At 72.7% G+C, this 25,877-nt stretch carries 23 protein-coding genes, 2 pseudogenes and 1 riboswitch; of the genes and pseudogenes, 6 read left to right on the plus strand and 19 right to left on the minus strand.

The annotated features are described in order from the left end of the window. The first annotated feature begins 43 nt into the window (after positions 1-43). Positions 44-325: a hypothetical protein gene (locus ABZS71_RS18040; RefSeq protein WP_356211174.1), complete on the plus strand. Its 282-nt coding sequence runs from the start codon at positions 44-46 to the stop codon at positions 323-325. 77 nt (positions 326-402) lie between these two features. Further along, positions 403-1,848: an NCS2 family permease gene (locus ABZS71_RS18045; protein ID WP_356211176.1), complete on the plus strand. Its 1,446-nt coding sequence runs from the start codon at positions 403-405 to the stop codon at positions 1,846-1,848. Between the two features lie 78 nt (positions 1,849-1,926). Here the strand turns inward: ABZS71_RS18045 and ABZS71_RS18050 are convergent, their stop codons facing one another. The 3 genes and pseudogenes from ABZS71_RS18050 to ABZS71_RS18060 all read right to left on the minus strand — a co-directional run bounded on the left by ABZS71_RS18050 (position 1,927) and on the right by ABZS71_RS18060 (position 4,117). Further along, positions 1,927-2,907 (minus strand): aldo/keto reductase, encoded by a 981-nt coding sequence (locus ABZS71_RS18050; RefSeq protein ID WP_355847273.1) that lies wholly within the window; start codon positions 2,905-2,907, stop codon positions 1,927-1,929. Between the two features lie 53 nt (positions 2,908-2,960). Then, a pseudogene (locus tag ABZS71_RS18055) lies at positions 2,961-3,290 on the minus strand (response regulator transcription factor); the annotation flags it as partial. 56 nt (positions 3,291-3,346) lie between these two features. Beyond that, the gene (locus ABZS71_RS18060) at positions 3,347-4,117 is read right to left on the minus strand and encodes an IclR family transcriptional regulator (protein ID WP_356211179.1); all 771 of its coding nucleotides are present in this window, start codon (positions 4,115-4,117) and stop codon (positions 3,347-3,349) included. A gap of 134 nt (positions 4,118-4,251) precedes the next feature. Here ABZS71_RS18060 and ABZS71_RS18065 point away from each other — a divergent pair, with 134 nt between their 5' ends. Together ABZS71_RS18065 and ABZS71_RS18070 are read left to right on the plus strand one after the other, a co-directional pair. Continuing rightward, entirely contained in the window at positions 4,252-5,787 is a 1,536-nt protein-coding gene (locus ABZS71_RS18065) for an aldehyde dehydrogenase (NADP(+)) (protein ID WP_356211181.1), read from the plus strand. Positions 5,788-5,993: 206 nt separating this feature from the next. After that, positions 5,994-7,040: an aminotransferase class V-fold PLP-dependent enzyme gene (locus ABZS71_RS18070; RefSeq protein ID WP_356211183.1), complete on the plus strand. Its 1,047-nt coding sequence runs from the start codon at positions 5,994-5,996 to the stop codon at positions 7,038-7,040. Positions 7,041-7,155: 115 nt separating this feature from the next. Here ABZS71_RS18070 and thpD read toward each other — a convergent pair whose 3' ends face one another. The 6 genes from thpD to ABZS71_RS18100 form a co-directional block, all read right to left on the minus strand. Beyond that, positions 7,156-8,043: an ectoine hydroxylase gene (gene thpD / locus ABZS71_RS18075; RefSeq protein WP_356211186.1), complete on the minus strand. Its 888-nt coding sequence runs from the start codon at positions 8,041-8,043 to the stop codon at positions 7,156-7,158. 4 nt (positions 8,044-8,047) lie between these two features. Next, positions 8,048-8,452: an ectoine synthase gene (locus tag ABZS71_RS18080; RefSeq protein WP_355847286.1), complete on the minus strand. Its 405-nt coding sequence runs from the start codon at positions 8,450-8,452 to the stop codon at positions 8,048-8,050. Positions 8,453-8,494: 42 nt separating this feature from the next. Beyond that, entirely contained in the window at positions 8,495-9,757 is a 1,263-nt protein-coding gene (gene ectB, locus ABZS71_RS18085) for a diaminobutyrate--2-oxoglutarate transaminase (protein ID WP_356211188.1), read from the minus strand. A gap of 75 nt (positions 9,758-9,832) precedes the next feature. Then, entirely contained in the window at positions 9,833-10,375 is a 543-nt protein-coding gene (gene ectA, locus ABZS71_RS18090) for a diaminobutyrate acetyltransferase (RefSeq protein ID WP_356211190.1), read from the minus strand. A gap of 327 nt (positions 10,376-10,702) precedes the next feature. Beyond that, positions 10,703-10,918: a hypothetical protein gene (locus tag ABZS71_RS18095; RefSeq protein WP_356211192.1), complete on the minus strand. Its 216-nt coding sequence runs from the start codon at positions 10,916-10,918 to the stop codon at positions 10,703-10,705. Beyond that, complete coding sequence (locus ABZS71_RS18100; RefSeq protein ID WP_356211194.1) at positions 10,915-11,568, minus strand: hypothetical protein; 654 nt, start codon at positions 11,566-11,568, stop codon at positions 10,915-10,917. The genes ABZS71_RS18095 and ABZS71_RS18100 overlap by 4 nt, the downstream gene beginning before the upstream one ends. A gap of 386 nt (positions 11,569-11,954) precedes the next feature. On the opposite strand from ABZS71_RS18100, the gene ABZS71_RS18105 reads away from it, so the two are divergent. Together ABZS71_RS18105 and ABZS71_RS18110 are read left to right on the plus strand one after the other, a co-directional pair. Further along, positions 11,955-13,064: an amidohydrolase family protein gene (locus ABZS71_RS18105; RefSeq protein WP_356211197.1), complete on the plus strand. Its 1,110-nt coding sequence runs from the start codon at positions 11,955-11,957 to the stop codon at positions 13,062-13,064. 272 nt (positions 13,065-13,336) lie between these two features. Beyond that, positions 13,337-14,230: an SCO1860 family LAETG-anchored protein gene (locus ABZS71_RS18110; protein WP_355847304.1), complete on the plus strand. Its 894-nt coding sequence runs from the start codon at positions 13,337-13,339 to the stop codon at positions 14,228-14,230. A 103-nt stretch (positions 14,231-14,333) separates the two neighbouring features. Here ABZS71_RS18110 and cobC read toward each other — a convergent pair whose 3' ends face one another. The 10 genes and pseudogenes from cobC to ABZS71_RS18160 all read right to left on the minus strand — a co-directional run bounded on the left by cobC (position 14,334) and on the right by ABZS71_RS18160 (position 25,855). Further along, positions 14,334-15,485, minus strand: a complete 1,152-nt coding sequence (gene cobC, locus ABZS71_RS18115; RefSeq protein WP_356211200.1) for an Rv2231c family pyridoxal phosphate-dependent protein CobC — start codon at positions 15,483-15,485, stop codon at positions 14,334-14,336. Further along, positions 15,475-16,311 carry a sirohydrochlorin chelatase gene (locus tag ABZS71_RS18120; protein WP_355847310.1) on the minus strand — a complete coding sequence of 279 codons (837 nt, stop codon included), beginning with the start codon at positions 16,309-16,311 and terminating at the stop codon, positions 15,475-15,477. The genes cobC and ABZS71_RS18120 overlap by 11 nt, the downstream gene beginning before the upstream one ends. Before the next feature lie 136 nt (positions 16,312-16,447). After that, positions 16,448-16,843: pseudogene (locus tag ABZS71_RS18125) on the minus strand (cobalamin biosynthesis protein); the annotation flags it as partial. 82 nt (positions 16,844-16,925) lie between these two features. Further along, the gene (locus tag ABZS71_RS18130) at positions 16,926-18,356 is read right to left on the minus strand and encodes a cobyrinate a,c-diamide synthase (RefSeq protein ID WP_355847313.1); all 1,431 of its coding nucleotides are present in this window, start codon (positions 18,354-18,356) and stop codon (positions 16,926-16,928) included. Continuing rightward, positions 18,350-18,946, minus strand: a complete 597-nt coding sequence (gene cobO / locus ABZS71_RS18135; RefSeq protein ID WP_355847316.1) for a cob(I)yrinic acid a,c-diamide adenosyltransferase — start codon at positions 18,944-18,946, stop codon at positions 18,350-18,352. Before cobO ends, ABZS71_RS18130 begins: the two co-directional genes overlap by 7 nt. Next, positions 18,946-21,108, minus strand: a complete 2,163-nt coding sequence (locus ABZS71_RS18140) for a putative cobaltochelatase (RefSeq protein ID WP_356211203.1) — start codon at positions 21,106-21,108, stop codon at positions 18,946-18,948. The genes cobO and ABZS71_RS18140 overlap by 1 nt, the downstream gene beginning before the upstream one ends. Beyond that, positions 21,108-22,799 carry a cobyric acid synthase gene (locus ABZS71_RS18145; RefSeq protein ID WP_356211205.1) on the minus strand — a complete coding sequence of 564 codons (1,692 nt, stop codon included), beginning with the start codon at positions 22,797-22,799 and terminating at the stop codon, positions 21,108-21,110. Before ABZS71_RS18145 ends, ABZS71_RS18140 begins: the two co-directional genes overlap by 1 nt. Then, the gene (locus ABZS71_RS18150; protein WP_355847325.1) at positions 22,796-23,839 is read right to left on the minus strand and encodes a cobalamin biosynthesis protein; all 1,044 of its coding nucleotides are present in this window, start codon (positions 23,837-23,839) and stop codon (positions 22,796-22,798) included. Before ABZS71_RS18150 ends, ABZS71_RS18145 begins: the two co-directional genes overlap by 4 nt. 129 nt (positions 23,840-23,968) lie before the next feature. Further along, positions 23,969-24,121, minus strand: a riboswitch (cobalamin riboswitch). 172 nt (positions 24,122-24,293) lie between these two features. Then, entirely contained in the window at positions 24,294-24,545 is a 252-nt protein-coding gene (locus tag ABZS71_RS18155) for a hypothetical protein (RefSeq protein WP_356211207.1), read from the minus strand. A 14-nt stretch (positions 24,546-24,559) separates the two neighbouring features. Next, positions 24,560-25,855 carry an inorganic phosphate transporter gene (locus tag ABZS71_RS18160; RefSeq protein WP_355847331.1) on the minus strand — a complete coding sequence of 432 codons (1,296 nt, stop codon included), beginning with the start codon at positions 25,853-25,855 and terminating at the stop codon, positions 24,560-24,562. Between the last annotated feature and the right edge of the window lie 22 nt (positions 25,856-25,877).

Here is a 25,877-nt window from a genome sequence, read left to right on the forward strand (position 1 = left end):
GGCCGTTAACCCCTTGGGAAGTGGCCGACCTCGAAGGAGAACCATGCCGACGGAGAACTCCCAGCCGGAAGCGGATGCCCCTCCGACGGCGGACACGAGCGGCACGGCTACCGGCACGGCTACCGGCACGGCCACCGGCACCGTCGCCGCCGGCTTCGAGCCTATCCGCGAGGCGTTCGAGACGGCGCTCGCCGCCGAACCCGGCCATGCCGCACAGCTCGCCGTGTATGCGGACGGGCAGCCGGTGGCGGATCTGTGGGGCGGCCCCCGACCGGGAGCGGCGCACTGCGCGGTCGAGGTCGAGGGTGCGCATGTGATCTCGTAACACGGCGAAAACCTGAACCGCGCTCCCGGTGGGCACAATCCCCTCACCCCGCACGCCGCCGACCGAGGAGCGCGACCATGGCACGACAGATCACGGACAAGGCCCCCGCCCCACCGGCGCCCGGACTCCCTCCGGTCGACCGGTTCTTCCGGATATCCGAGCGCGGCTCCACCCTCGGCCGGGAGATCCGGGGCGGGTTCGCCACCTTCTTCACGATGGCGTACATCCTGGTCCTGAACCCGATCATCCTGGGTGGGGCCAAGGACAAGTTCGGCGAGCAGCTCTCCGGCACCCAACTGGCCACCGTCACCGCGCTGGTGGCCGCCGTGATGACGGTCCTCATGGGCGTCGGCGGCAATCTTCCGCTCGCGCTCGCCGCGGGACTCGGGCTGAACGCCGTCGTCGCCTTCCAGATCGCCCCGCGGATGAGCTGGCCCGACGCCATGGGCCTGGTGGTCCTGGAGGGCCTGATCATCTGTGCGCTGGTGGCGACCGGACTGCGCGAGGCGGTGATGCATGCCATTCCGCAGCCGCTGAAGCAGGCGATCAGTGTGGGCATCGGCCTGTTCATCGCGTTCATCGGCTTTGTCGACGCGGGCTTCGTCTCCCGCATTCCGGGGCTCACCGGCTCCACGCCCGTCCAGCTCGGTACGGACGGCCGGCTCACCGGCTGGCCGGTGCTCGTCTTCTGCGTGGGGGTGCTGCTGACCGTCGCGCTGATGGCGCGCAAGGTCAAGGGCGCCATTCTGATCAGCATCGTCGTCTCGACCGTCTTCGCGATCGTCATCAACGAGATCGCGGACATCAAGCCGCAGGCGTGGGGGCTGACCGTCCCGACCCTCCCGGACAGCCTCGTGGACACCCCGGACTTCGGACTGGTCGGCTCCTTCAGCCTCTTCGGGGCGTTCCAGCAGGTCGGCGTCGTCACCATCGTTCTGCTGATCTTCACCCTCATCCTGTCCGACTTCTTCGACACCATGGGCACGGTCGTCGGGGTGAGCAATGAGGCCGGGCTGCTCGATGCGGAGGGCAGGGTTCCGAATCTGGGGCGGGTGCTGCTCATCGACGGGGCCGCGGCGGCCCTGGGCGGCGCCGCGTCCGCCTCGTCCAACACCAGCTATATCGAGTCCGCGGCGGGCGTCGGCGAGGGCGCGCGCACCGGATTCGCCAGCGTGGTCACCGGAGCGCTCTTCGGGTTCGCGCTCTTTCTGACCCCGCTGGCGACCGTGGTGCCCGCCCAGGCCGCCGCCCCGGCGCTGATCGCCGTCGGCTTTCTGCTGATGAGCCAGGTGCGGCATATCGACTGGGAACGCTTTGAGGTCGCCATCCCCGCGTTTCTCACCATCGCCGTGATGCCGTTCAGCTACTCCATCACCAATGGGATCGGCGCCGGGTTCCTCTCGTACGTGGTCATCAAGACCGTCCTGGGCAAGGCGCGCGAGGTGCACTGGCTGCTGTGGGGGACGGCGGCGCTGTTCGCCGTGTACTTCGCGATCGACCCGGTCGAGCAGCTGCTGACCTGAGCCGCTCGCTGTGCCGCCCCCGTCCTGTCCGGACGCCCTTCGGGCGTGTCCTCAATCCGCCGGACGGGCTGGACTTTGTCAGCCGTGACCCATGATGGGGCGCGGGCGGTACGGGGCCTCCAGCCGGGCCACCTCCTCGTGGTCGAGGGTCACCCCCACCGCGGCGACCGCGTCGTCCAGATGGCCGATCCTCGTCGCCCCCACGATCGGCGCGGTCACCGCGGGCCTGCTGAGCAGCCACGCGAGCGCGATCCGCGCCGGGGACACCCCGCGCCGCTCGGCGACCGCCCGGGTTTCGTCCACGATCCCGAACTCGGCGTCGGCGTACCACTTCTCGACCAGCGGGTCGTTGCTCGCGCGGGTCGTCGGCCCGGTGCGGTCCCGGTCGCGGGTGCCCGCGAGCAGCCCGCGCGCCAGCGGGCTCCAGGGGATGACCCCGACGCCCTGGTCGAGGCAGAGCGGGTTCATCTCCCGCTCCTCCTCCCGGTACAGCAGGTTGTAGTGGTTCTGCATCGATACGAACCGGGTCCAGCCCCGCGCCTCGGCCGTGTGCTGGGCCTTGGCGAACTGCCAGGCGAACATGGAGGACGCGCCGATGTACCGCGCCTTCCCCGCCCGCACCACATCGTGCAGCGCCTCCATGGTCTCCTCGACCGGCGTCTCGGGGTCGAAGCGATGGATCTGGTACAGATCCACATGGTCGGTGCCCAGCCGCCGCAGCGAGGCGTCGATGCCCGCCATGATGTGCTTACGGGACAGCCCCCGGTCATTGGGGCCCGCCCCCATGGGGTGGTAGACCTTCGTGGCGAGGACATAGTCGTCGCGGCTCGGGAAGAGCTCCCGCAGCAGCTCTCCCGTGATCTCCTCGCTCCGCCCCACCGAGTACATGTCGGCCGTGTCGAAGAACGTCACCCCGCTCTCGACCGCCCGCCGCACGATCGGCCGTGCCGCGTCGATGTCCAACTGCCACTTGCGGTGCTCGGGGCTGCCGTAGCTCATCATCCCCAGACAGATCCGCGACACCTTGATGCCCGATCCGCCCAACCGCGCGTACTCCATGTGCCTGCCCCTTTCGCTCGATCCGTCACAGTGGATACCCCGGTGGCGGGATGTCAGCCCGGGGTGATGAAACCGCATTCGTACGCCGCGATCACCGCCTGGGTGCGGTCCCGGACGCCGAGCTTGGCGAGCACCGCAGCCACATGCGTCTTGACCGTGGCCGGGCCCACCACCAGCCGGTGCGCGATCTCGGCGTTGGACAGCCCGGCGGTCATCAGCCGCAGCACCTCCGCCTCCCGTTCGGAGAGCCGGTCGCGCAGCGCACGCGCCGCCCCGCCGCGGTGCGCCGCGCGGGCGGCAGCGTTTTCGGAGTGCGTGGCGGCCATCGCCCGGACCGCGGCCGGGAACAGCAGCGAATCGCCGCACGCGACCAGCCGCACCGCGCCCGGCCCGACGATCCGCCTCCGCCGCGCGGCGGAGGCGGCCCTCCTCCCGCGGGTCACAGACGTCGCGTCGCGAGGGCGAGCCGGTCGCGGGCGTCGTACAGGGCGTCCTTGATCATCTGCTCATGGGCGGGCGTGAGCCGGGCCACCGGCACCGAGCAGCTGATGGCGTCCCGCGCCGGGGTGCGGTAGGGGATCGCGATGCCGAAGCAGCGCAGCCCCAGCGTGTTCTCCTCGCGGTCCACCGCGTACCCCTGCTCGCGGATGAGGTGCAGCTCCTCGATCAGCTTCTCGCGGTCGGTGATCGTGTGCTCGGTCAGCGGGCTGAGCGTCTCCGGCAGCAGCTTGCGCACCTGCTCGTCGGAGTACGTGGCCAGCAGCGCCTTGCCCAGGGAGGTGGAGTGGGCGGGCAGCCGGCGGCCGACGCGGGTGAAGGGGCGCAGATAGTGCTGCGACTGGCGGGTGGCGAGGTAGACCACGTTCGTACCGTCGAGGCGGGCGAGGTGGATGGTCTCGGTGGTGTCGTCCGAGAGCCGGTCCAGGGTGGGCCGGGCGGCCGCCACGACCTCGTCGCCGTCGATGTACGAGGTGCCGACGAGCAGCGCCCGTACGCCGATGCCGTAGCGGGTGCCGGTCGCGTCCGTCTCCACCCAGCCGAGCTCCACCAGCGTGCGCAGCAGCATGTAAAGGCTCGACTTGGGGTAGCCCACGGCCTCCTGCACGCCGGCGAGGCTGTGCATCCCGGGCCGTCCGGCGAAGAACTCCAGCAACTCGACTGTGCGGACCGCCGACTTGACCTGGGCCCCGCCTGTCACGGCAACTGACATCGCCTTGACCCCTCTGTTCGACCAGCCATAGAGTCCCGAAAGTATTCACCACCCGGGACAGCGTTCAGTATATCGAACACCCGTCGATGTGCGAGACGCAAGCAGCGGTAACACCACAGCAGGAGGAATCCGCGGTGTCAGCACCAGTGTGGAGCGTCGATCCCCGAACCGGAAAGCAGCGTGAACAGGTAGCGGTCGAAGCCACGGCGGAGGAGGTCGACGGCGTGGTGCGGGCGGCCCACGCCGCGCGCGGCTCCCTGGCCGACCGTACGGTGCGCGCCGCCCTGCTGCGCACCGCCGCCGATCTGCTCGACGAGTCCCGTGACCAGCTGATCGAGGCCGCCGACGCCGAGACCGCGCTCGGCCCCGCCCGCCTCACCGGCGAACTGGCCCGCACCAGCTACCAACTGCGGTCCTTCGCGACCATCGTGGACGAGGGCGCCTTCCTCGACGTACGGATCGACCACGCCGACTCCACGCAGACCCCGCCCTGGCCCGATCTGCGCCGCTACAAGGTGCCCCTCGGCGTCGTCGCCGTCTACGCCGCCAGCAACTTCCCCCTCGCCTTCTCCGTGCCCGGCGGCGACACCGCGAGCGCGCTCGCCGCGGGCTGCCCCGTCGTCGTCAAGACCCACCCCGACCACCCCGCCACCTCCGAGGTGGCCGCCGCCGCGCTCCGCCGCGCCGCCGAGCGGGTCGGGCTGCCCGCCGAGGTGATCTCGGTGGTGCACGGCTTCGATGCGGGCATCGAGCTCGTCAGGCACCCGCTGATCGCCGCCGCCGGCTTCACCGGCTCAATCCGCGGCGGGCGCGCCCTGTTCGACGCCGCGGCCGCCCGGCCCGTGCCGATCCCCTTCCACGGCGAGCTCGGCAGCCTCAACCCGGTCGTGGTCACCGAGGCCGCCGCCGCCGAGCGCGCCGAGCAGATCGGCGCGGGGCTCGCGGGCTCCATGACGCTGGGCGTCGGCCAGTTCTGCACCAAGCCCGGCTTCGTCCTGGCACCCGCCGGAGCGGCCGGCGACGCGCTGGTGAAGTCCCTCACCGACGCGGTCAGCAACACCGACCCCGGCGTCCTGCTCGACCACCGGATGCGCGACACCTTCGTCGCCGGGGTCAAGGAGCGTGCCGAACTGCCCGACGTGGACGCCCCGGTCACCCCCGGCGCCGGCGGTGAGCACACGGTCAGCGCGGGCTTCCTGACCGTACCGGCCCGCCGGCTCGCCGAGGAGGGCCCGCACGATGTGCTGCTGGAGGAGTGCTTCGGCCCGGTGACCGTCGTCGCGCGCTACGAGAGCGACGCCGACATCACCGCCGTCCTCGCCCGGCTCCAGGGCAACCTCACCGCCACTGTCCAGATCTCCGCCGCCGAGGGCGAGGGCACCGAGGGCCGGGCCGCCGACCTCGTCGCCGAGCTCACCCCGCTCGCGGGCCGGGTCCTGGTCAACGGCTGGCCGACCGGCGTCGCGGTCGCCCCGGCCCAGCACCACGGCGGCCCGTACCCGGCCACCACCTCCACCTCCACCTCGGTCGGCGGCACCGCCATCGAGCGCTGGCTGCGGCCCGTCAGCTACCAGGACACCCCGGCCGCCCTCCTCCCGCCGGAGCTGCGCGAGGAGAACTCCCTCGGCCTGCCCCGCCGGGTCAACGGCATCCGGGAGGAGCGCCGCTGAGGCCCGCGGAAGCCCAGGCCGGGACCCGGAGACGGCACGGCCGTCGCACCCGTCTCCGGGGGCCAACCGGCTGAGGTCTTCAGCCGCGCGCCGCGCCAGACATGGGAATCGGCGCAGGTCAGCGGGGATGCATAAGGTTGTCTTGGGGGTATGCGCCAGATAAATGCAATGGACGCGGTGGTGACCGCGTCCCATAGTGATGGGACATGGAGAGCCTCGCGGGCGCCGACTTCGCGCCACAGACGACCTATCTCAACACCGCGTCCAGCGGTCTGATCCCTGCACGCTCCGTGGCCGCCATGAAGGCGGCCCTCGATGACGCCGCCGCCGGAGGGCGCTTCATCGACCAGGCCTTCGAGGCGGTCGAGGAGGCCCGGGCCGCCTACGCCCGGCTCGTCGGCGTACCGGCGCGGCAGGTCGCGGCGGGCGCCTCCGTCGCCGTATACGCCGGGATGATCGCGGCCTCCCTGCCGCCGGGGGCCGAAGTGCTCGCGGCCGAGGGCGACTTCAGCTCCCTGGTCAACCCCTTCGCCGTCCGCCGCGACCTCAAGCTGCGCACCGTGCCGCTGGAGGAGATCGCCGAGGCGGTACGGCCCGGTACGGCGCTGGTCGCCGTGAGCGCGGCCCAGTCGGCCGACGGCCGGATCGCCGATCTCGACGCCCTCCGGGCCGCCGCCCGTGCACACGGCGCCCGGACCCTCGTGGACTACAGCCAGGCCGTCGGCTGGCTGCCGGTGAGCGCGGCCGAGGCCGACTACACCGTCTGCGTCGGCTTCAAGTGGCTGCTGTGCCCCCGCGGCGTCGCCTTCCTGACCGTGCCCGAGGACCTCGGCGGGCTCACCCCCGTGTTCGCGGGCTGGGTCGCGGGCGAGAAGCCCTGGGACAGCTGCTACGGACCGGTGGCCGAACTCGCCCACTCCGCCCGCCGCTTCGACGAGAGCCCCAGCCTGTATTCGTACGTCGCGGCCAGGCACTCCCTCGCGCTGATCGAGGAGCTGGGCACCGAGGCCATCGCCGCCCATGACCGCGCGCTCGCCGACCGCTTCCGGGCCGGGGTCACGGAGCTGGGGCACCAGGCCATCGCCGCCCCGGGCTCGGCGATCGTCTCCGTACCGGGCCTGGGCGAGGCCGCGCCCCGGCTGGCGGAGGCGGATGTCCATGTCTCGGCGCGCGCCGGAAACCTCCGTGCTTCCTTCCACCTCTACAACACCGCGGCCGAGGTGGACCGGCTGCTGGAGGCGCTGGCCGGCTGAGGGACCCGGAAAGAACCTGGGGGACCCGCAAAAACCTGGGGGACGCGGAAAAACCTGAGGGAAGCCGGGGCACCCCGGCTTCCCTCAGGTCACGGACGTCACATCCGTACGGATGTCACCGCACGGGCGTGAAGTCCCGCGCTCCGATGTACTCCGGCCGGCGGATCGGCGCCGCGAAGGGCTCCACCGCCGTGTTCTCCACGCTGTTGAACACGATGAAGACATTGCTGCGCGGGTAGGGCGTGATGTTGTCGCCGGACCCGTGCATGCAGTTGCAGTCGAACCAGGTGGCCGACCCGGCCTTGCCGGTGAACAGCTTGATGCCGTGCTTGTCGGAGAACGCGGTGAGCGCCTCGTCCGACGGAATGCCGGCGTCCTGCATCTGCAGCGACTTCTTGTAGTTGTCCTTCGGCGTCGAGCCCGCACAGCCGAGGAAGGTGCGGTGCGAGCCCGGCATGATCATCAGGCCGCCGTTGGTGTCGAAGTTCTCGGTCAGGGCGATCGAGACCGACACGGTCCGCATGTTCGGCAGACCGTCCTCGGCGTGCCAGGTCTCGAAGTCCGAGTGCCAGTAGAACCCCGAGGCGCCGAAGCCCGGCTTGACGTTGATCCGGCTCTGGTGGACATAGACGTCCGAGCCGAGGATCTGCCGCGCGCGGCCCACCACACGCGGGTCGCTCACCAGCTTCGCGAAGACCTCGCTGATCCGGTGCACCTCGAACACCGACCGTACGTCCTTCGACTGCGGCTCGATGATCGAGCGCTCGTCGGCGCGCACGTCCGGGTCGGTGACCAGCCGGTCCAGCTCGGCGCGGTAGACCGCGACCTCGTCCGGAGCGATCAGGTGATCGACCGCCAGGAAGCCGTCGCGATCGAAATCGCTCAGCTCGGACGGTTGCATCGGCCCCGGGGCGCCCGGCTCGGACCACACGACGGGGTCCATGCGCGGTGTGGCCACCTCAACAGCGCCACGGGTCGGGTACAGGTCAGTGACCGTGGTCATCGGATCAGGCCTCCTCGGTCTCGGTGATCAGCGGGTATACCCCGTTCTCATCATGGTCCTCCCGTCCGGTGATCGGCGGGTTGAAAACACAGACGCACCGGAAGTCCGTCTTGGGGCGCATCGTGTGCTTCTCGTGCCCGTTCAGCAGATACATGGTGCCGGGCGTGATCCAGTGCTTCTCACCGGTCTCGTCGTTGGTGAGCTCGGCCTCACCCTCGACGCACAGCACCGCCTCGATGTGGTTGGCGTACCACATCGACGTCTCGGTGCCCGCGTAGAGGATGGTCTCGTGCAGCGAGAAGCCCACCTTTTCCCGGGCGAGGACGATGCGCTTGCTCTCCCACGTCCCGGTCTTGGCCTTGATATGCCGTTCGGTGCCCTCGATGTCCTTGAAGGATCGGACGATCACGGTGAGTTGCTGCCTTTCTCTTCTGTGCTGTACAGGAGGTGGTCAAGCGGTCTCGCGGACCGCGCGGGCGAGGGTCCGCAGACCCTCGTCCAGGTCTTCGGGGGAGATGGTCAGCGCGGGCAGCAGCTTGACGACCTCGCTCTCCGGGCCGGAGGTCTCCACGAGCAGACCGAGCTCGAAGGCGCGGCGGCACACGGCCGTGGCGCGATCGGCGTCGTCGAACTGCAGGCCCCAGACCAGGCCGCGGCCCCGGTACTCGGCGCCGGACTGCTCCTCGCAGATGGCCTTCAGCGCCTGCTCGACCTGCTCGCCACGGGCCAGGGTCTGCTTCTCCATCTGGCCGTCGGCCCAGTAGGTGTCCAGGGTCGCGGCGGCGGTGACGAAGGCGGGGTTGTTGCCGCGGAAGGTGCCGTTGTGCTCGCCCGGCTCCCAGATGTCCAGCTCGGGCTTGAACAGGCACAGCGACATGGGCATGCCGTAGCCGCTGATGGACTTCGAGACGGTCACGATGTCCGGGGTGATGCCCGCCTCCTCGAAGGAGAAGAAGGCGCCGGTGCGGCCACAGCCCATCTGGATGTCGTCGACGATCAGCAGCATGTCCTGGCGCTCGCACAGGTCGGCCAGCGCGCGCAGCCACTCGGGGCGCGCGACATTGATGCCGCCCTCGCCCTGGATCGTCTCGACGATCACGGCGGCGGGCTTGTTGAGGCCCGAGCCCTGGTCCTCCAGCAGCCGCTCGAACCACAGGAAGTCCGGGACCGTGCCGTCGAAGTAGTTGTCGAACGGCATCGGGGTGCCGTGGACCAGCGGGATGCCCGCGCCGGCGCGCTTGAAGGCGTTGCCGGTGACGGCCAGCGAGCCCAGCGACATGCCGTGGAAGGCGTTGGTGAAGGAGACGATGGACTCGCGGCCCTTGACCTTACGGGCCAGTTTCAGCGCGGACTCGACGGCGTTGGTGCCCGTCGGGCCCGGGAACATGACCTTGTAGGGCAGGTCGCGCGGGCGCAGGATGTTGTTCTGGAACGACTCCAGGAACGCGCGCTTGGCCGTGGTGGACATGTCCAGGCCGTGCGTGACGCCGTCACGCTCGATGTAGTCGATCAGCGCGCGTTTCAGGACCGGGTTGTTGTGGCCGTAGTTCAGCGACCCGGCACCGGCGAAGAAGTCGAGGTACGTATGGCCGTCCTCGTCGTACATGTGGCTGCCCTGCGCGCGGTCGAAGACAGCGGGCCAGCCGCGGCAGTAGCTGCGTACCTCAGACTCCAGGGCCTCGAAGACGCTCAGGGCGGGCGGGGTGATGGTCACAGCATTCTCCAGGGAGATGAGTGCGAGGGGGGTGAGGGTGAGGGGGTGATGAGGGGGTGTGCGTCAGGGAGGGGATCAGGGGAGGTCCGCGAGGGGCCCGATGCGGTAGAGCACCTCGGGCTCGTGTCCGCTGTCGGGGAACAGACCGCCGTGGAAGAGCACCTCACGCTCGACGGGCGCTCCGTGCCGTTCGGCGAACGAGGTGAACAGCCGGTTCGACGCGGTGTTGTCCGGTGTGATCGTGGTCTCGATGCCGCTCACGCCCATCCCGACGACGCGCTGGGTCAGCCCGTCCAGCAGGGTGGCGGCCAGTCCGCGGCCGCGCCATGCGTGGTCGACGGCGACTTGCCAGACGACGAGGGTCTCGGGGCGCTCGGGGCGGATGTAGCCGGTGATGAAGCCGACCGGCTCGCCCGCGGCATCGCGCGCCACCACGGAGGTGGCAGCGAAGTCACGGCACCACAGGAGGTAGCTGTAGGAGGAGTTGAGGTCCAGGGCTTTGGAGTCGCGGGCGATTCGCCAGATCGCGGCTCCGTCCTCGACGCGTGGTGTGTCGAGGCTGAGCCCCTCCGGCAAATCCAATTCTCTACGGGCTAGGTCTGCTTGTGCGGCGGTCATGCGAATTCAATTTACCCAGCAGAATCGGAAAATGCATCGTGGGGAGGGGTTACGTGGGATGGGGTAGGTATGGTATCACGCGGGAGCGCGCGCGAGTCCGGCCGATCGCCGAAAAGCGCTGATTTGAGGGGGAGTTAACGGGGCGAACCGGTCCGCGTGTGGGGTCTGTCACATGTGCGTAACTGGCCGGTGATGGGGAGGAATTGAGCCCCTCAAGGCCTCGAAAAATTTTGCGTTTAGGAATCGGAGAAGCGGGAAGAAGAGTCAGGAAGTAGTATCGGAAAAACGCCCTGAATTTCTCTTCAGGGCGCTCCGAAGGGGCTTAATTCAATCGCGCGGAGGGAACTCGGGGAAGTCGCCGCGGACGGCGAATGCGCCGGATGCCCCATGGCCGGTGGCGGCGTAGCCGTCCCGTCCGGTGTGCCTCTCGGCGTGACGGTAGTGACCTGCGAAGACATGCCCGCCCGCGGGCACGCTCGCGCCCCTCTTCAGTGTCCGGCGGTAGACCAGCGCGCCGTCCTCGGCGCGCGCCCGGACGCTCACGGCGCCGGCGGGCAGCGTGCTCCAGGACCCGGTGGTCCGTACGCCCCGGGGCGCGCGACCCGCGGCTCCACCGTCAGCGAGGTCAGGGGCTCACCCGTGGTGAGGATGGACTCACTCTGCGCCCAGTGCCGATGCCAGTGGCTGTTGATCGCGCCCTTCGCGCGCACGGTCGGATCGGCGAGATGGTTTGGGCCTACCGCGGTGGGATAAGCGGTCGGAGTGTGCCGCTCAGCCCCGCCCTGCGACCCCCTGTCCGAGCCGTCGCCCGACGCCGTGCCCGAGCCTGTGCCCGGCCCCTTCGCGGTCCGGTCCAGGTGCTCGCCCGCACCGGCCGGACCCACGGCGGGCCGGCTCGACGTCCGTACGGTCTGGGGCGGCCCGGCGGTGTCCGTGGCCACCACCGCGATGCCCGCGACGGCGACCGCCGCGGCCCGCCCGGCCACCGGGCCCGCCACCCGCGTCCACTGCCTGGGCCCGTCCCCGGCCCGCTCGCCGCGGCCCGTACGCCCGGTGCGGCGCCGGTCACCGGCCTCCATGCCCGCCGTGACCCGGGCCGGCACCGCGGCCCGGTCCGGCTCATGGGAGGCGGCGGCCGCGCGCGGCTCGGCGGCGATATCGCGGCCGTCGCGGTCCTCGCGATGGTCGATCATCAGCCGCCCCCCGCTGGGTGCCCGGCGTGACCGATCGGTCCGGGGCGCAGCTTCCGTACGGTCTCCTGGACCTGTCCTCGCGCCTCCGCCGCGGGGCGCTCGCCCTCGCCGTCCGGCGGGCGGCCAGTTCGGCGTGGTGCCGCTCGAGGAACTCCCGGAACTCCGCCTGAAAGTCGTGGGCCGGTACGTCCGACGGCGCCTCCGCGGGCCCAGCCTGGGCGGCGGCCGGATCATCGGTAGGGGCGCTCACGCGGGCCTCCTCGCCGGCACTCGTCCGGTGGGTTGCGCGAGCGTAGCGGCGCACCGCGTGTTGTTCGAGTGGAGCCGTCCGTACCCGCCCGAATGGGCCGGTCAATGCCCTTGCCCGGTCTCGTACAGTGCGTTCCATGAGGGATAGCGCGGTGCTGCACATCAAGGGCCGGATCCTGGTCGGACAGGACGCCGGGGACGCTGCCGAGGGCGTCCGGGACGAGCTGTGGGTGGTCGACGGAAAGATCACATTCGCCCGGCCCGCCGGGGCCCGGGACATCCGGCTCATCGAGGGGTGGGTGCTGCCCGGACTCGTCGACGCCCACTGCCATGTCGGCCTCGACCACCATGGCGCCGTCGACGAGTCGACGAGCGAGAAGCAGGCGCTGACCGACCGCGACGCCGGGGCGCTGCTGCTGCGGGACGCCGGATCGCCCGCCGACACCCGCTGGATCGACGACCGCGAGGATCTGCCCCGCATCATCCGGGCGGGCCGCCATATCGCCCGCACCAAGCGCTATATCCGCAACTTCGCGCATGAGATCGAGCCGGAGGACCTGGTCGCCTACGTCGCGGCGGAGGCACGGCGCGGCGACGGCTGGGTCAAGCTCGTCGGCGACTGGATCGACCGCGACCGCGGCGACCTGGCCGCCTGCTGGCCGCGCGGCGCGGTCGAGGCGGCAATCGCCGAGGCGCACCGGCTCGGCGCGCGCGTCACGGCGCACTGCTTCGCCGAGGAGACGCTCGCCCCGCTGGTCGAGGCGGGCATCGACTGCGTCGAGCACGCGACCGGGCTGACCGAGGAGACCATCCCGCTGTTCGCGGAGCGGGGCGTCGCGATCGTCCCGACCCTGGTCAACATCGCCACCTTCCCCCGGCTGGCACAGGGCGGCGAGGAGAGGTTCCCGCGCTGGGCGGACCATATGCGGCGGCTGCACGCCCGCCGGTACGACACGGTGCGCGCGGCCTACGAGGCGGGCATCCCGGTCTTCACCGGCACCGACGCGGGCGGCTCGCTCGCCCATGGGCTGGTCGGCCAGGAGGTCGCCGAGCTGGTGAAGGCGGGCATCCCGGCACGGGACGCGCTGTCGGCGGCGACCTGGGGTGCGCGGGCCTGGCTCGGGCGGCCGGGGCTCACCGAGGGGGCGTCCGCCGACCTCGTCGTGTACGAGGCGGATCCGCGAGCCGACGTGCGGGTGCTGACGGCGCCACGGCGGGTGGTGCTGCGGGGGCGGGTGGTCGGCTGACGCCGGTGGTCGGCCGATGCGGGTGTTCGGCTGACGCGGGTGGGGTATGTGGGGCGAGGGGTGCTGGGAGGACCGGGGGTTCGAACTCAGCGGCGAACCACACCCGTTGGGATGAACGGACATCATGTGTCTGCCTGATTACCCCCGGTGCGCAAATATGGCGGAGTCGAGGCCGTCGGCGCCCGTGGAGTCCCCCGCGGCAGGCGCCGGCGGCTCCATGTCTCCTGTGGGGGTCAACTCACGTGTCCTGTTCCCGTAACACCTTCTTCGGCATGCCCACCCGCCGCCTGGTGGCCGCCACCGCCACCGCCGCTGCCGCCGTCTCCGTCCTGGGCGTGCTGCCCGTAGGGACCGCGCAGGCCAAGACCGGCACGACCACCGGTAAGGCGGGTGCGGTCGTGCTCCGCGCCGATCTCGATGTCTCCCTGCTCAACAAGACGGTCACGGCGCCGCTCGCGGTCGCCCTCAACGATGTGAAGGCGCCCGCGACCGCCAGCAAGACCGCGCTCACCGCGAGCCTGGACGGTGTCGACGGCGGCCGGCCGTTCAACGTGCTGCGCGCCGATGTGGCCACCGCCCGCGCCGCCGTGGACAAGCAGCGGGCCGAGGGGTACTCCAACCTCGTCAACGCCCAGGTCAATGTGCCGGGGCTGGCCTCCGTGCCCCTCATCAAGGTCCAGCAGGTGACCTCCAAGGCGGTGTGCGCGGCCGGAAAGCGGCCGACCGCCCACTCCAACCTGCTCGGCACCGTGAGCGTGCTCGGCAAGCAGGTCACCCTGAGCACGAGCGGCACCACCAAGGTCGACGTGCCCTCGCTCGGCCAGGTACGGCTCGATCTGTCCCGGACGTCGACCACCTCGCGCACCGCCGCGGCCACGGCCCTGCACCTCAAGGTCTCCGTGAACCCGCTCAAGCTGAACGTCTCCGAGGTCGAGGGGCAGATCACCCTCGCCCAGGCGACCTGCGAGTCCCCGACCGCCGCGGCCAAGCCCAGCCCGGGCGTGGGCTCCCGGACGACGCCCGAGCCCAAGCCGGAGCACCTCGCCGAAACCGGTGGCAGCTCGGCCACGCCGTACCTGGTCGGCGGCGGTGCCCTGCTGCTCGCCATGGGTGGCGGCGCGGTCATCCTGGCCCGCCGCCGCCGCGCCACCGGCGGCGACGCCTGATCCGTCCGCGGCCGGCAGCGGCCCCGACCCCGTGCCCTCCCGGCGCGGGGGAGGGGCCTCGGGTCGCGGAAGATTCACCGCGCCCGGCGGGGGCGGCGCCGTGTCAGTCCTCGGTCTCCGAGAGGGCCTTGGACAGGGCTATGACGAAGCGGTCCGTCGTGAGGCGGTCGCGGACGGCGAGGCGGAGCCAGTCCGGGCCCAGGCCCGGGAAGGTGTCGCCGCGGCGGACGGCGAAGCCCAGCTCACGCAGCCGGGTGCGGAGCGCGGCCGCCTTCGGGAGGCGGATCAGCAGGAAGGGGCCGGCCGCCGGGCCGCAGACCCGCAGATGCGCGAACTCGGCCAGCCGGCCGGCCAGATAGGCCCGGTCGGCGGCCGTGCGGTCGGCGGCGCGGGCGGCCTCGGCGAGGGCCGGGGGCGTGCAGCACGCCTCCGCCGCCGCCAGGGCCGGTGTGGAGACCGGCCACAGGGGCTGGACCCGCTCCAGCTCCGCGATCGTGTCCGGCCCGGCCAGCACATAGCCGATGCGCAGCCCCGCCAGGCCCCACGTCTTGGTGAGGCTGCGCAGCACCACGAGCCCCGGCACATCGGTGCGGGCGGCCAGCGACTCGTGCTCGCCCGGGACGGCGTCCATGAACGCCTCGTCCACGACCAGCGTCCGCCCCGGCCGGGCAAGACCGGCCAGCGCGTCGGCGGGGTGCAGCACGGACGTGGGGTTGGTGGGGTTGCCGATCACCACCAGGTCGGCGTCGTCCGGCACCGCCTCCGGGGCCAGCCGGAAGCCGTCCCGCTCATCCAGCACCACCCGCTCCACGGCGTGCCCCGCGTCCCGCAACGCGGCCTCCGGCTCGGTGAACTGGGGATGCACCACCACCGGGCGGCGGGCCGGAAGGGCGCGTGCGATCAGGACGAACGCCTCCGCGGCCCCCGCCGTCAGCAGCACCCGGCCGGCCGGGAGCCCATGCCGCGCGGCGACCGCTTCGCGCGCCGCCCGCCCGTCCGGATAGGCGGCGAGCCCGTCCAGGGACGCGGCGATACGGGCCTTGAGCCAGCCCGGCGGCGTACCGGCCCGGACATTGACCGCGAGGTCCGTCAGCCCGGCGTCGGCGCCGCGCACCTCCGCGTCCCCGTGGTGCCGCAGATCGAACCCCACGGCCGCGCCGTCACCGGGCACGTCACGTGGCACGTCACCGGGCACGTCACGTGGCACGTCACCGGGCACGTCACGTGGCACGTCGGCGGGCGCGTCAGCGGACATCGGCGTGGGCGTCGGGATGGGCGAGCGCATGGGCCCCGGCGGGGAGGCCCGCCCGCTCGACGGCGTCGGCCACCGCCGCGTAGCGCTCCATGACGAGGTCCGCCAACTCCCGGGCCGGGCCTATGGCATCGGCGGACACCACCTCGACCTCCGGATAGGCGAGCGCCCAGCCCTCCGCCTGCTGCCGCACCCGCTCCAGCACGCCGCCCGCGAACAGGAAGTACGGCAGCACCATGACCCGCCGCGCCCCGAGCCGCACACAGCGGTCGAGACCGGACGCCACATCCGGCGCGGCGAGCGAGGCGAAGGCCACCTCCACGCCCGCGAAGCCACGGCCCTCCCACAGCAGCCGGGCGGCCCGGTGCACCTCGGCGTTGGCCTCGGGGAGCGGCGAACCGCCGCCCACCAGGAGCACGGTCGTCTCCGCCCGGTCCGAGGGCAGCCGCGGACCGTCGCCCAGCGCCTCGTCAAGACGCCGCTCCAGCACGCTCAGCAGCGCGGGGTGCGGGCCCAGCGGGCGGCCGCAGGTGAACGAGGCGTCGGCATGCCGCTCCGCCTCCTGGGCCAGCGCGGCGGCGATGCCGTCTCTGGGGTGTTCGACCGGGATCAGGGTCAGCGGTACGACGCCGAAGCGGGTCACCCCCTCCCCGACGAGCCGGGACACCGCATCGGACAGCGAGTGGGGGCCGGGCCCGGTGAGGCCGCCCGCCACGGGCAGGTCCGGGTGGCGTGCTCCCAACTCCCGTACGAAGTCGTGAAAGGCGGCGGCGCGCCTCTCGTCTCGAGTGCCGATGCCTGCGATGAGCAGCGCGGGCGGGGTCGTCACGAGGTCTCCTTGGTGCAGGTGGTGCGGGATGTCACGTGGGGGGCGGCGGGGGCTCTCTCGCCCCGAGACGTTACTGACCTGCGTCGGGGCGGATGACGGCAGGTCTTCGCTGCCCGCCCTGCCCGGTTTTGACCCCCGCCGGGCGGCGCGCGACGGCGCAGGTGGCCCTCGCCGGGTGGCCGCGCGGCGAGGACTTCCGCTTGGGGACGAGCAGTTCGCCGCCCGGCCCGGCGGCCAGCAGCGCGGCGGCCTCGGCGACACCGGCCGTCCCCACGGCGGCCAGCGCCGCCGCGGACGGGCTCGGCACCTCGACGGCGGCGAGCGCCCCGGCCGGGTATCCGCGCAGCGGCACCCCGAGCAGCCCGGCCGCCGCGAGCAGTCCGGGCTCAGCGGCCCTGGCCTCGACCGTCGCCAACTCGGCGATCCGGCCCCGAACAAGGCCCGCCGAGACCAGGGCCGCCTCGATGAGCGCGGTCACCTCGCCGACGGCCACACCCCGGCTCGCGCCGACCCCGACGACGAGCGACGGCGGCGGCTCGGGCGGCTCGGGCGGCACCGGTGGTGGGCCCGCCGCGGCCTGGTCGATGACATCCACGTCAGGTCGCCGCCTCGGTTCACCCGGTAGGGAGCGCGCATCTGCCGACGAACCGGACCGCCGCCTCCGGGACCGCGGCCCAGTGCACATGCAGATACGAGGCATGCAGATCTCCCTGTGCGAACCCTTCGACGCGACGCTCCGGGTGGACGAGCCCCCAGGCGGGCTCCGGCCCCGCGCCCGGCTCGATGGTGGTGCGGTGGAACTCATGGCCGCGCACCCGCGTCCCCGCGGCGGCGAGGGAGGTGTCGGAGACGGCCACGGCCTCACGGTAGCCGAGCGTCAGACGCTCCGACATATGTGCCGTGGCGTCCAACACCCCGCACATCGGCTGCCCGTCGAGCGAGCGCGCCAGATACAGCAGGCCGGCGCATTCGGCGGCGATGGGCGTGCCCGCCGCCGCGAGCCGGGCGACCGCCGCGCGCAGCGGCTCGTTCGCGGACAGCTCGGGCGCGTACACCTCCGGGAAACCGCCGCCGATCACCAGACCGCCGGTGCCCTCCGGGAGGCGCTCGTCCCGCAGCGGATCGAAGGGGACGACCCGCGCACCGGCGGCGGTCAGCAGCTCGGTGTGCTCCGCGTACGAGAAGGTGAACGCGGCCCCGCCCGCCAGGGCGACCACCGGCCGGGCCCCGTCCCCGCCCCGGTGTGAGCCGGTGGTCGGCGCCGGGCCCGCCGCCCGGCGCACCTCCTCCTCCGGATCCCAGGCCGCATCCGGCAGCGGCGGCGCGCTGCGGGCCAGCGCCAGCAGACCGTCGAGATCGCATCCCTCGCGCACCCGAGCCGCCAGCGTGGCCACCGAATCGACCGCCTCCGCATGGCGCTCGGCCACCGGCACCAGACCCAGATGACGGCTCGGGGCCCGCACGGCCCCGGTCCGGCGCAGCACGCCGAACACCGGCACCCCCGCCCCCTCCAGCGCCTCGCGCAGCATCGTCTCGTGGCGGTCCGAGCCGACCTTGTTGAGGATCACCCCCGCGACCCGCACCTGGGGGTCCCAGGACGCGAAGCCGTGCACCAGCGCCGCCACCGACCGCGACTGCGACGACGCGTCCACGACGAGCACCACCGGGGCGCGCAGCAGCTTGGCCACATGCGCCGTCGACGCCAGCTCGCCCTGCCCGGCCGCCCCGTCGAACAGCCCCATCACGCCCTCGACCAGGGCCAGATCGCAGCCGGCCGCCCCATGCAGGAACAGCGGGGCGATCCGGTCCGGACCGCAGAGATAGGCGTCCAGATTGCGGCCGGGACGGGCGCGCCCGCCCCGGCCACCACGCGAGGACGCGACGGCGAGCGCGTGATAGCCAGGATCGATGTAGTCCGGCCCCACCTTGTGCGGGGACACCTCCAGACCGCGCTCCGCGAAGGCGGCCATCAGCCCCGCGGCGACGGTCGTCTTGCCGCTGCCGGAGGCGGGCGCGGCGACGACCAGGCGCGGGACATTCACCACTCGATGCCTCGCTGGCCCTTCTGACCGGCGTCCATCGGGTGCTTGACCTTGGACATGTCGGTGACCAGATCGGCGAAGTCCAGCAGTTGCGCGGGCGCGTTACGCCCCGTGATGACGACGTGCTGCGTCCCCGGCCGGTCCCGCAGCACCGACACCACCTCGTCCGGGTCCACCCATCCCCAGTGCATCGGATACGCGAACTCGTCCAGCACATACAGCCGGTATGTCTCCGCCGCGAGATCGCGCTTGACCTGCTCCCATCCCTCGCGCGCCGCCTCCTCGCTGGAAGCGATGTCGCGCTGGACCCACGACCAGCCCTCGCCCATCTTGTGCCATGCGACGGTCCCCCCTTCGCCCGAGTCGCCGAGGACGCGCAGCGCACGCTCCTCGCCGACCCGCCATTTCGCGGACTTTACAAACTGAAATACACCGACGGGCCAGTTCTGGTTCCACGCCCGCAGCGCCAGCCCGAACGCGGCCGTCGACTTGCCCTTCCCCACCCCGGTGTGGACGAGCACCAGCGGACGGTTGCGGCGCTGGCGGGTGGTCAGCCCGTCGTCGGGGACGACGGTCGGTTGTCCTTGCGGCATCAGGCGGCCCTCCGTGTGTTCGATACGGTCCGTACTTCGCGGACGAGCGCGGTCACGCTGTCCGCCCGCAGCTCGTCGAGCGTCACCGGGGTGCCCCGCAGCTCGCGGGCGAGCGCGCCCGCCAGCCCCAGCCGCACCGGCCCCGACTCGCAGTCGACGACCACCGAGGCGATCCCGTCGCCCGCGAGCATCCGTGCCGCGAGTCCGGCCCGTGCGACCGGTGTGGATCCGCCGGTCTTCTTCGCCTCCGTGGCCCGCCCGTCGGTCACCACGACCAGCAGCGGGCGGCGCGACGGGTCCCGCAGCCGCTCCACCCGCAGCACCTCACGGGCCTTCAGCAGTCCGGCCGCCAGCGGCGTACGCCCGCCGGTCGGCAGCTTCTCCAGCCGCGTGGCGGCCGCGTCCACCGACGACGTGGGCGGCAGCGCCAGTTCCGCGCCCGAGCCCCGGAAGGTGATCAGACCGACCTTGTCGCGCCGCTGGTAGGCGTCCAGCAGCAGGGAGAGCACCGCTCCCTTGACCGCGCTCATCCGCTGCCGGGCGGCCATCGACCCCGACGCGTCCACGACGAACAGCACGAGATTGCCCTCCCGGCCCTCGCGCACCGCCTCGCGCAGATCGTCGCGGCGCACCAGCAGGCCGGGGCCGCGCCGTCCGCGCGCGTGCTGATGCGGGGCCGCGGCCCGTACGGTCGCCGTCAGATGCAGTGAGGAGAGCGTCCCCCGAGGGCGGCGCGCGCCCGTGGTACGGCCGTGCGCGGTGCGGGCGCGCGAGCGGCGTCCGGCCGCCCCCTCGCCCAGCCCCGGAACGTCGAGCCGGCGCGCACGGAACGGCTCGGCGGCGCCCACGGCCGCCCGCTCGCCGCCGCCTCCGCCCGTCCCGGCGCCCGCTTCCTGGGTCACCTCGGACTCCTGGGGGGCCTCCGCGGTCTCGGGCTCGCCGCGCGTCTCCTCGCCGGAGCGCTGCTCGGGGACGGACGGCTCGGGCGCCGGGGGAGGCGCCTGGTCCTGTCCGCCCTCCCGCGGCCGGCCCCCGCCCGGTCCGCCCGGTCCGTCGGGGCCCCCGGGTCCGCCCGGCCCGTCCGGATCGTCGTCAGGGTCGCCGGAGCCGGAGCCGGAGTCCGGGCCCGGCTCGGGGTCGGGCTCGTCCTCCTCGAACTGCCGCAGGATCTCGTCCAGCTTGTCCTCGTCCAGCCCCGGCGCGTCGAACGGAGACCGTCGCCGCCGGTGGGGGAGCGACAGCAGCGCCGCCGCCCGTACGTCCTCGGTCCGCACCTCGCGACGCCCTGCCCACGCGGCCAGCGCCGTCGTCGTACGGGCCGTCACGATGTCCGCGCGCATCCCGTCCACCTCGAACCCCGCGCACACCGCCGCGATCTGCCGCAGCGCGCGGTCGCCCAGCCGCACCTCGGGCAGCAGGGCGCGCGCCGCCGCGATGCGCTCCCGCAGCGCGCCCTCGTCCGCCGCCCAGCGCCCCGCGAATCCGGCCGGGTCCTCGTCGTACGCCAGCCGCCGCCGCACCACCTCGACCCGCTCATCGGTGTCCCGAGAGGCGGAGACCTCAACGGTCAGCCCGAAGCGGTCCAGCAACTGCGGGCGCAGCTCGCCCTCTTCGGGGTTCATGGTGCCCACGAGCAGAAAGCGCGCCGCGTGGCGCACCGAGACGCCCTCGCGCTCCACATAGGAGGCGCCCATGGCGGCCGCGTCGAGCAGCAGGTCGATCAGATGGTCGTGCAGCAGATTGACCTCGTCGACGTACAGCACGCCCCGGTGCGCGTCCGCCAGCAGCCCCGGCTCGAACGCCTTGACCCCGTCCGACAGCGCCCGCTCGATGTCGAGCGCCCCGACCAGCCGGTCCTCGGAGGCGCCGACGGGCAGTTCGACCATCCGCGCGGGGCGCACGGCCCCCGTGTCCGGCTCATGCGGCCCGTCCGGGCAGGACGGGTCGGGCGCGGCCGGGTCGCAGGAGAACCGGCACCCGGCGACGGCCTCGATCTCCGGCAGGAGTGAGGCGATCCCCCTGACGGCCGTGCTCTTGGCTGTCCCCTTCTCGCCACGTACCAGCACCCCGCCGATCGACGGTGACACCGCGTTGAGCAGCAAGCCGAGCCGCATGTCGTCCATTCCGACCACCGCGGTGAACGGGTAAATGGCTGAAGCCATCAGCTTGTGCCCCTTTCGAGTGAGTCGCTTCGGCGTGGGATGCCGTCGTCAGCGTTTCGTGCGGCGGTGTCAGCGTTGTCCCCGCTGTCCCAGGGGTGTCCCGGGCACTGCGAACAGCACGGCGGTTCGTGCTCTGCCGTCTCCGCGTCAGCGGAGGTCTTCCCGGGGGTCGGGGGCGCCCCCGGCGGCACAAAGGGCAGTCCGTCCGGCACACCGTCCTCGATGAGCCGCAGCAGCGCGTCCGTGTCCGCGTGCTCCTCGATCAGATCGCCCAGCCGGTCGAGTTGCTCCTCGCGCAGCTCCCCGAAGCGGGTGTCCGGCGCCGGTACGAACGCCCGGCCCGCCGCGTCGGCCACCCGCCGCAGAAAGGCGCGCCGGAAGCCGTCGCTCTCCAGCGAGCCGTGCCAGTGCGTGCCCCACACCGAGCCCACCCGGCAGCCGTCCAGGAAGGGTTCGTCGGCCCCGTCCAGCCGTTCGGCGACCCCGTGGTGGATCTCGTAGCCCTCCACCCGCTCGCCGAGCGCCTCGCCCACCGGCCGGGCCAGGGTCTTCTCCGCCGCGAACCGCACCCGCACCGGCAGCAGCCCGAGTCCCGCGACCGTCCCGGCCTTCGACTCGACCTTGTCCTCGATGCGCTCGCCGAGCACCTGGAAGCCGCCGCAGATGCCCAGCACCGGCCGCCCCTCGGCGGCCCGGCGCGCGATCGCGTCGGCGAGCCCGCGCTCGCGCAGCCACTCCAGCGCCCGTACCGTCCCGCGGGTGCCCGGCAGCACCACCAGATCGGCGTCGGCCAGCTCCTCCGGCCGGTCCACGAACCGCACGATCACACCCGGCTCGGCGGCCAGCGCGTCCACATCCGTGAAGTTGGACATCAGCGGAACGGCGGCGACCGCGACCCGCAGCACATTCGCACCGTACGGGGGCGCGACGACGCTCTCGCGCACCGCGCCGCGCAGCGATACCCGCAGCCCGTCCTCCTCGTCGATGCCCAGCCCATGGGCGAACGGGAGCACGCCGACGGTCGGCCGCCCGGTCAGGCCGCGCAGCATCTCCAGACCGGGCTCCAGGAGCGTCACATCGCCGCGGAACTTGTTGACCATATAGGCGGCGATATGCCGCTGGTCCTGTGCCGACAGCAGCGCGGTCGTGCCGAAGAAGGACGCGAAGACGCCCCCGCGGTCGATATCGCCGACCACCACGACCGGCAGCCCGGCGGCCCGTGCGAGCCCCATGTTGACGATGTCGGTACGGCGCAGATTGATCTCGGCCGGGCTGCCCGCGCCCTCACAGATCACCGCGTCATGGGTGCGGCGCAGCTCCGCCAGGCACTCCGTGACAGTTCCGAGCAGCGCCTCGCGCCGCTCGCTGTGGTAGCCGCGGGCGCTCAGCTCGCCCACCGGCTTGCCCAGCAGCACCACTTGGCTGCTGCTGTCGCTTCCCGGCTTCAGCAGTACGGGGTTCATCAGGGCGCTGGGCTCGACGCGCGCGGCGGCGGCCTGCATGGCCTGGGCGCGCCCGATCTCCGCCCCGTCCCGGGTGACGAAGGAGTTGAGCGACATGTTCTGCGCCTTGAAGGGCGCCACGCGGACGCCCTTGCGCGCCAGCCACCGGCAGATACCCGCCGTGACCACGCTCTTGCCCGCGTCCGAGGTCGTCCCCGCGACCAGCAGGCCGTGGCCAGGCCCGGTCATCGGCGTGCCCTTTCGTTGTCGGGTGCGGGCCGGTGGGTGGGTTGTGCCCACCCGTCCCGCCCAGAGGGAACCTCCCAGCGGTAGCCGGGGGAGGAACGGCGGCCCACAACGGCTCTCGCCGCGATCGACGTCAGCAGCGCCAGGGCGCCGACGCGGCGCGACAGCCGCACCGCGCGGTCGATGTCCGTGATCTCCACGGCGCGCCCGCCGGAGTTGAGCACCGGCCGGTGCTCGACCCGGCCGCCGTACGCGAGGGTGCCGCCCAGCCGTACGCCGAGCGCGCCCGCGAAGGACGCCTCCACCGGGCCCGCGTTGGGGCTCGGATGGCGCCGTCCGTCCCGCCGCCAGGCGCGCCACGCGCCGCGCGGGTCGGCGCCCGCGAGGGTGGCCAGGGCCGCCGTAAGGCGCGCACCGGGCCAGCCGGCGGCGTCGTCCAGACGGGCCGCCGCCCAGCCGAACCGCCGGTAGCGCGGCGACTTGTGGCCCACCATGGCGTCCAGGGTGTTGACGGCGCGGAAGCCGATGAGCCCCGGCACTCCGCCCACGGCGCCCCACACCAGCGCGCCCACCACGGCATCGGAGGTGTTCTCGGCGACCGATTCGACGACCGCGCGGGCCATCTGCTGTCCGTCCAGCGCCTGCGGATCGCGTCCGCACAGATGCGGCAGCCGCTCCCTGGCGGTGGCGAGGTCCCCGGCGGCCAGCGCGTCGCCGACGGCCCGCGCCTCACGCCGGAGCGTCGTACCGCCCAGCACGGCCCAGGTGGCGGCGGCGGTCAGCGCGATGTCCGTCGTACGGGGCCCGGCAAGGGCCCGTACGGTACGCGTCAGCAGCGCGGCACCGGCGGCCGCGCCGCCCGCGCACAGCGCGGTGTGCAGGGCCCCGTGGCCGCGGTGGTCGCGCCACAGCCGCCGCTCGGCGGCCGCGGCGGCGCGCCCGAACGCGGCCACCGGATGACCGCGGCGCGGATCGCCCATGGCGAGGTCGCCGAGGAAGCCGAGGGCGGCGCCGCACGCGTACGAGGCGTGGTCGGCACGCATCCGTCAGCCCGCCGTCGCGCCTCGGCGCGGCGGCGTGCGGACAGGTGGGGCTGGCGGCGTTTCGGGGCCGGGCATGGCGGTATGTCCTCACTCAGGGTCCGCGCCCTGGCTCGACGTGACCGGCGGTGAGAGTCTCCTGGCTCCCGGATCCGCGGTTCTCCCGGCCTTCCAGCTCCGCATACGGACGAACCATATGGATGAGCCGTGACCCCATACAGGCGATGGGAGAGCGCTCCCCGGTGACAGTGGCGGGACCGCGCCGGATTCTCACCGGCTTCCTCTCCTGCCGCCGTTTGGCTCCGGAAGTCCACCATGGGCCGCGAATGGCCGTCAACTCGCATATGACCCGCGATGCGTGAGTGTGCCGAGGCCCACATGGACCGACCGCCGGTCGGTCGACGCTGGTCAGCGCCGCCGCCCGGCGGTCGGTGGGGTCGATGAGGACGTGCGGTCCTCAGGCGACGATCAGATAGATGCCGTACGCCACGACCGCGGCGCACAGCCCGAAGCAGGCGTACGCGGCGGTGCGGGCGGCCGCGGAGGCGCCGCCCGCCACCACCGCCGTGCCGACCGCGCCGTCGTGCGGCTGCGGCTGGTCACTCCGGGACGTTCCGACGATCCCCAGGGTGAAGACGCCCACCATGCCGACCGTCACCGCGAGGCTGATGCCGAAGACCTGGCCGAGTGCCGCCCAGTCGATGCTCATCTACGTAGCTCCCTTTAGCTGGTGGTGCTGGTCGCCGCGGCGGCGGGGGTGGGGGTGGTCTCCGTGGCGGGCGCCGCGGTGGGCTCCGGGACGCTCTCCGCGGTGGTGTCCGCGGTGGTCTCGGTAGTGGTCGCGGCACCCGCGGGCGGCGGGGCGACGGACCGCAGGGCGGCGGTGACGGCGCCCACCGGCTCGGCGGACGGCACTCCGACCTCGTTGACGTTGGTGTGGTCCACGGGCTTGCGGCGCGACAGCGCCCAGATCGCCCCGCAGGCCAGGACGGCCAGCACGGCGACCGCCGTGACTCCCCAGCTCCCCTGGTCGGCCAGCAGCGCCGCGCCGCCCGCGACGAGACCCGCGGCCGGCAGGGTCAGCACCCATGCGATGACCATGCGGCCCGCGGTCGACCAGTGCATCACCGCGCCCTTGCGGCCGACCCCCGCGCCCATCACGGCGCCGGAGCAGACCTGGGTGGTGGACAGCGCGAAGCCGATGTGGGAGGAGGCGAGGATGACGGTCGCGGCACCGGTCTGGGCGGCGAAGCCCTGCGGCGGCTGGATGTCGGTGATGCCCTTGCCCATGGTGCGGATGATGCGCCAGCCGCCCAGGTAGGTGCCGAGCGCGATGGCCAGGCCCGCGGAGACGATGACCCACAGCGGCGGGTCGGAGTCGGGCGCGACGACGCCGCCGGTGACCAGCGCCAGGGTGATCACACCCATCGTCTTCTGGGCGTCGTTGGTGCCGTGGGCGAGGGAGACCAGGGCGGCCGAGGCGATCTGGCCGGCGCGGTAGCCCTTCGCGGTGTCCTCGGGGGAGCGGTCGCGGCCCAGCCGGTAGGTGAGCCGGGTGGCGGCCAACGTGGCGATTCCGGCCACGATCGGCGCGGCGACGGCGGGGATCAGGACCTTCATGACGATCGCGTCGCCGTTGACCCCCTGCAGGCCGACGGAGGCCACCGTGGCGCCGATGAGGCCGCCGAAGAGAGCGTGCGAGGAGCTGGAGGGGAGCCCGGCGAGCCAGGTCACCAGATTCCAGAGGATCGCGCCGACCAGACCCGCGAAGATCACTTCGGGTCGGATGCCGGAATTCTCGTCGACGATCCCTCCGGAGATGGTCTTGGCGACCTCCACGGACAGGAACGCGCCGACGAGATTGAGGACCGCCGACATCGCCACCGCCACCCGGGGACCGAGTGCTCCCGTGGAGATGGTGGTGGCCATGGCGTTGGCGGTGTCGTGGAAGCCGTTCGTAAAGTCGAACACCAAGGCCGTGATGATCACGATCCCGATGAGAAGCGTGATGTGTTCCATACACCCGGTCAATCAGTTCGAA

Origin of the sequence: Streptomyces sp. NPDC005393, assembly GCF_040606675.1 — a bacterium.
Taxonomy (GTDB): Bacteria; Actinomycetota; Actinomycetes; order Streptomycetales; family Streptomycetaceae; genus Streptomyces.

Excerpts from the sequence above, each read along its gene's own strand:
- ABZS71_RS18145 (WP_356211205.1), bottom strand. The coding sequence starts at position 22,799 with ATGACCGGGCCTGGCCACGGCCTGCTGGTCGCGGGGACGACCTCGGAC.
- ABZS71_RS18040 (WP_356211174.1), top strand. The coding sequence starts at position 44 with ATGCCGACGGAGAACTCCCAGCCGGAAGCGGATGCCCCTCCGACGGCG.
- ectA (WP_356211190.1), bottom strand. The coding sequence starts at position 10,375 with ATGACCGCCGCACAAGCAGACCTAGCCCGTAGAGAATTGGATTTGCCG.
- ABZS71_RS18105 (WP_356211197.1), top strand. The coding sequence starts at position 11,955 with ATGAGGGATAGCGCGGTGCTGCACATCAAGGGCCGGATCCTGGTCGGA.
- thpD (WP_356211186.1), bottom strand. The coding sequence starts at position 8,043 with ATGACCACGGTCACTGACCTGTACCCGACCCGTGGCGCTGTTGAGGTG.
- ABZS71_RS18100 (WP_356211194.1), bottom strand. The coding sequence starts at position 11,568 with ATGATCGACCATCGCGAGGACCGCGACGGCCGCGATATCGCCGCCGAG.
- ABZS71_RS18060 (WP_356211179.1), bottom strand. The coding sequence starts at position 4,117 with ATGTCAGTTGCCGTGACAGGCGGGGCCCAGGTCAAGTCGGCGGTCCGC.
- ABZS71_RS18150 (WP_355847325.1), bottom strand. The coding sequence starts at position 23,839 with ATGCGTGCCGACCACGCCTCGTACGCGTGCGGCGCCGCCCTCGGCTTC.
- cobO (WP_355847316.1), bottom strand. The coding sequence starts at position 18,946 with ATGCCGCAAGGACAACCGACCGTCGTCCCCGACGACGGGCTGACCACC.
- ABZS71_RS18110 (WP_355847304.1), top strand. The coding sequence starts at position 13,337 with ATGCCCACCCGCCGCCTGGTGGCCGCCACCGCCACCGCCGCTGCCGCC.
- cobC (WP_356211200.1), bottom strand. The coding sequence starts at position 15,485 with ATGTCCGCTGACGCGCCCGCCGACGTGCCACGTGACGTGCCCGGTGAC.
- ABZS71_RS18160 (WP_355847331.1), bottom strand. The coding sequence starts at position 25,855 with ATGGAACACATCACGCTTCTCATCGGGATCGTGATCATCACGGCCTTG.
- ABZS71_RS18045 (WP_356211176.1), top strand. The coding sequence starts at position 403 with ATGGCACGACAGATCACGGACAAGGCCCCCGCCCCACCGGCGCCCGGA.
- ABZS71_RS18155 (WP_356211207.1), bottom strand. The coding sequence starts at position 24,545 with ATGAGCATCGACTGGGCGGCACTCGGCCAGGTCTTCGGCATCAGCCTC.
- ABZS71_RS18070 (WP_356211183.1), top strand. The coding sequence starts at position 5,994 with ATGGAGAGCCTCGCGGGCGCCGACTTCGCGCCACAGACGACCTATCTC.
- ABZS71_RS18050 (WP_355847273.1), bottom strand. The coding sequence starts at position 2,907 with ATGGAGTACGCGCGGTTGGGCGGATCGGGCATCAAGGTGTCGCGGATC.
- ABZS71_RS18140 (WP_356211203.1), bottom strand. The coding sequence starts at position 21,108 with ATGGCTTCAGCCATTTACCCGTTCACCGCGGTGGTCGGAATGGACGAC.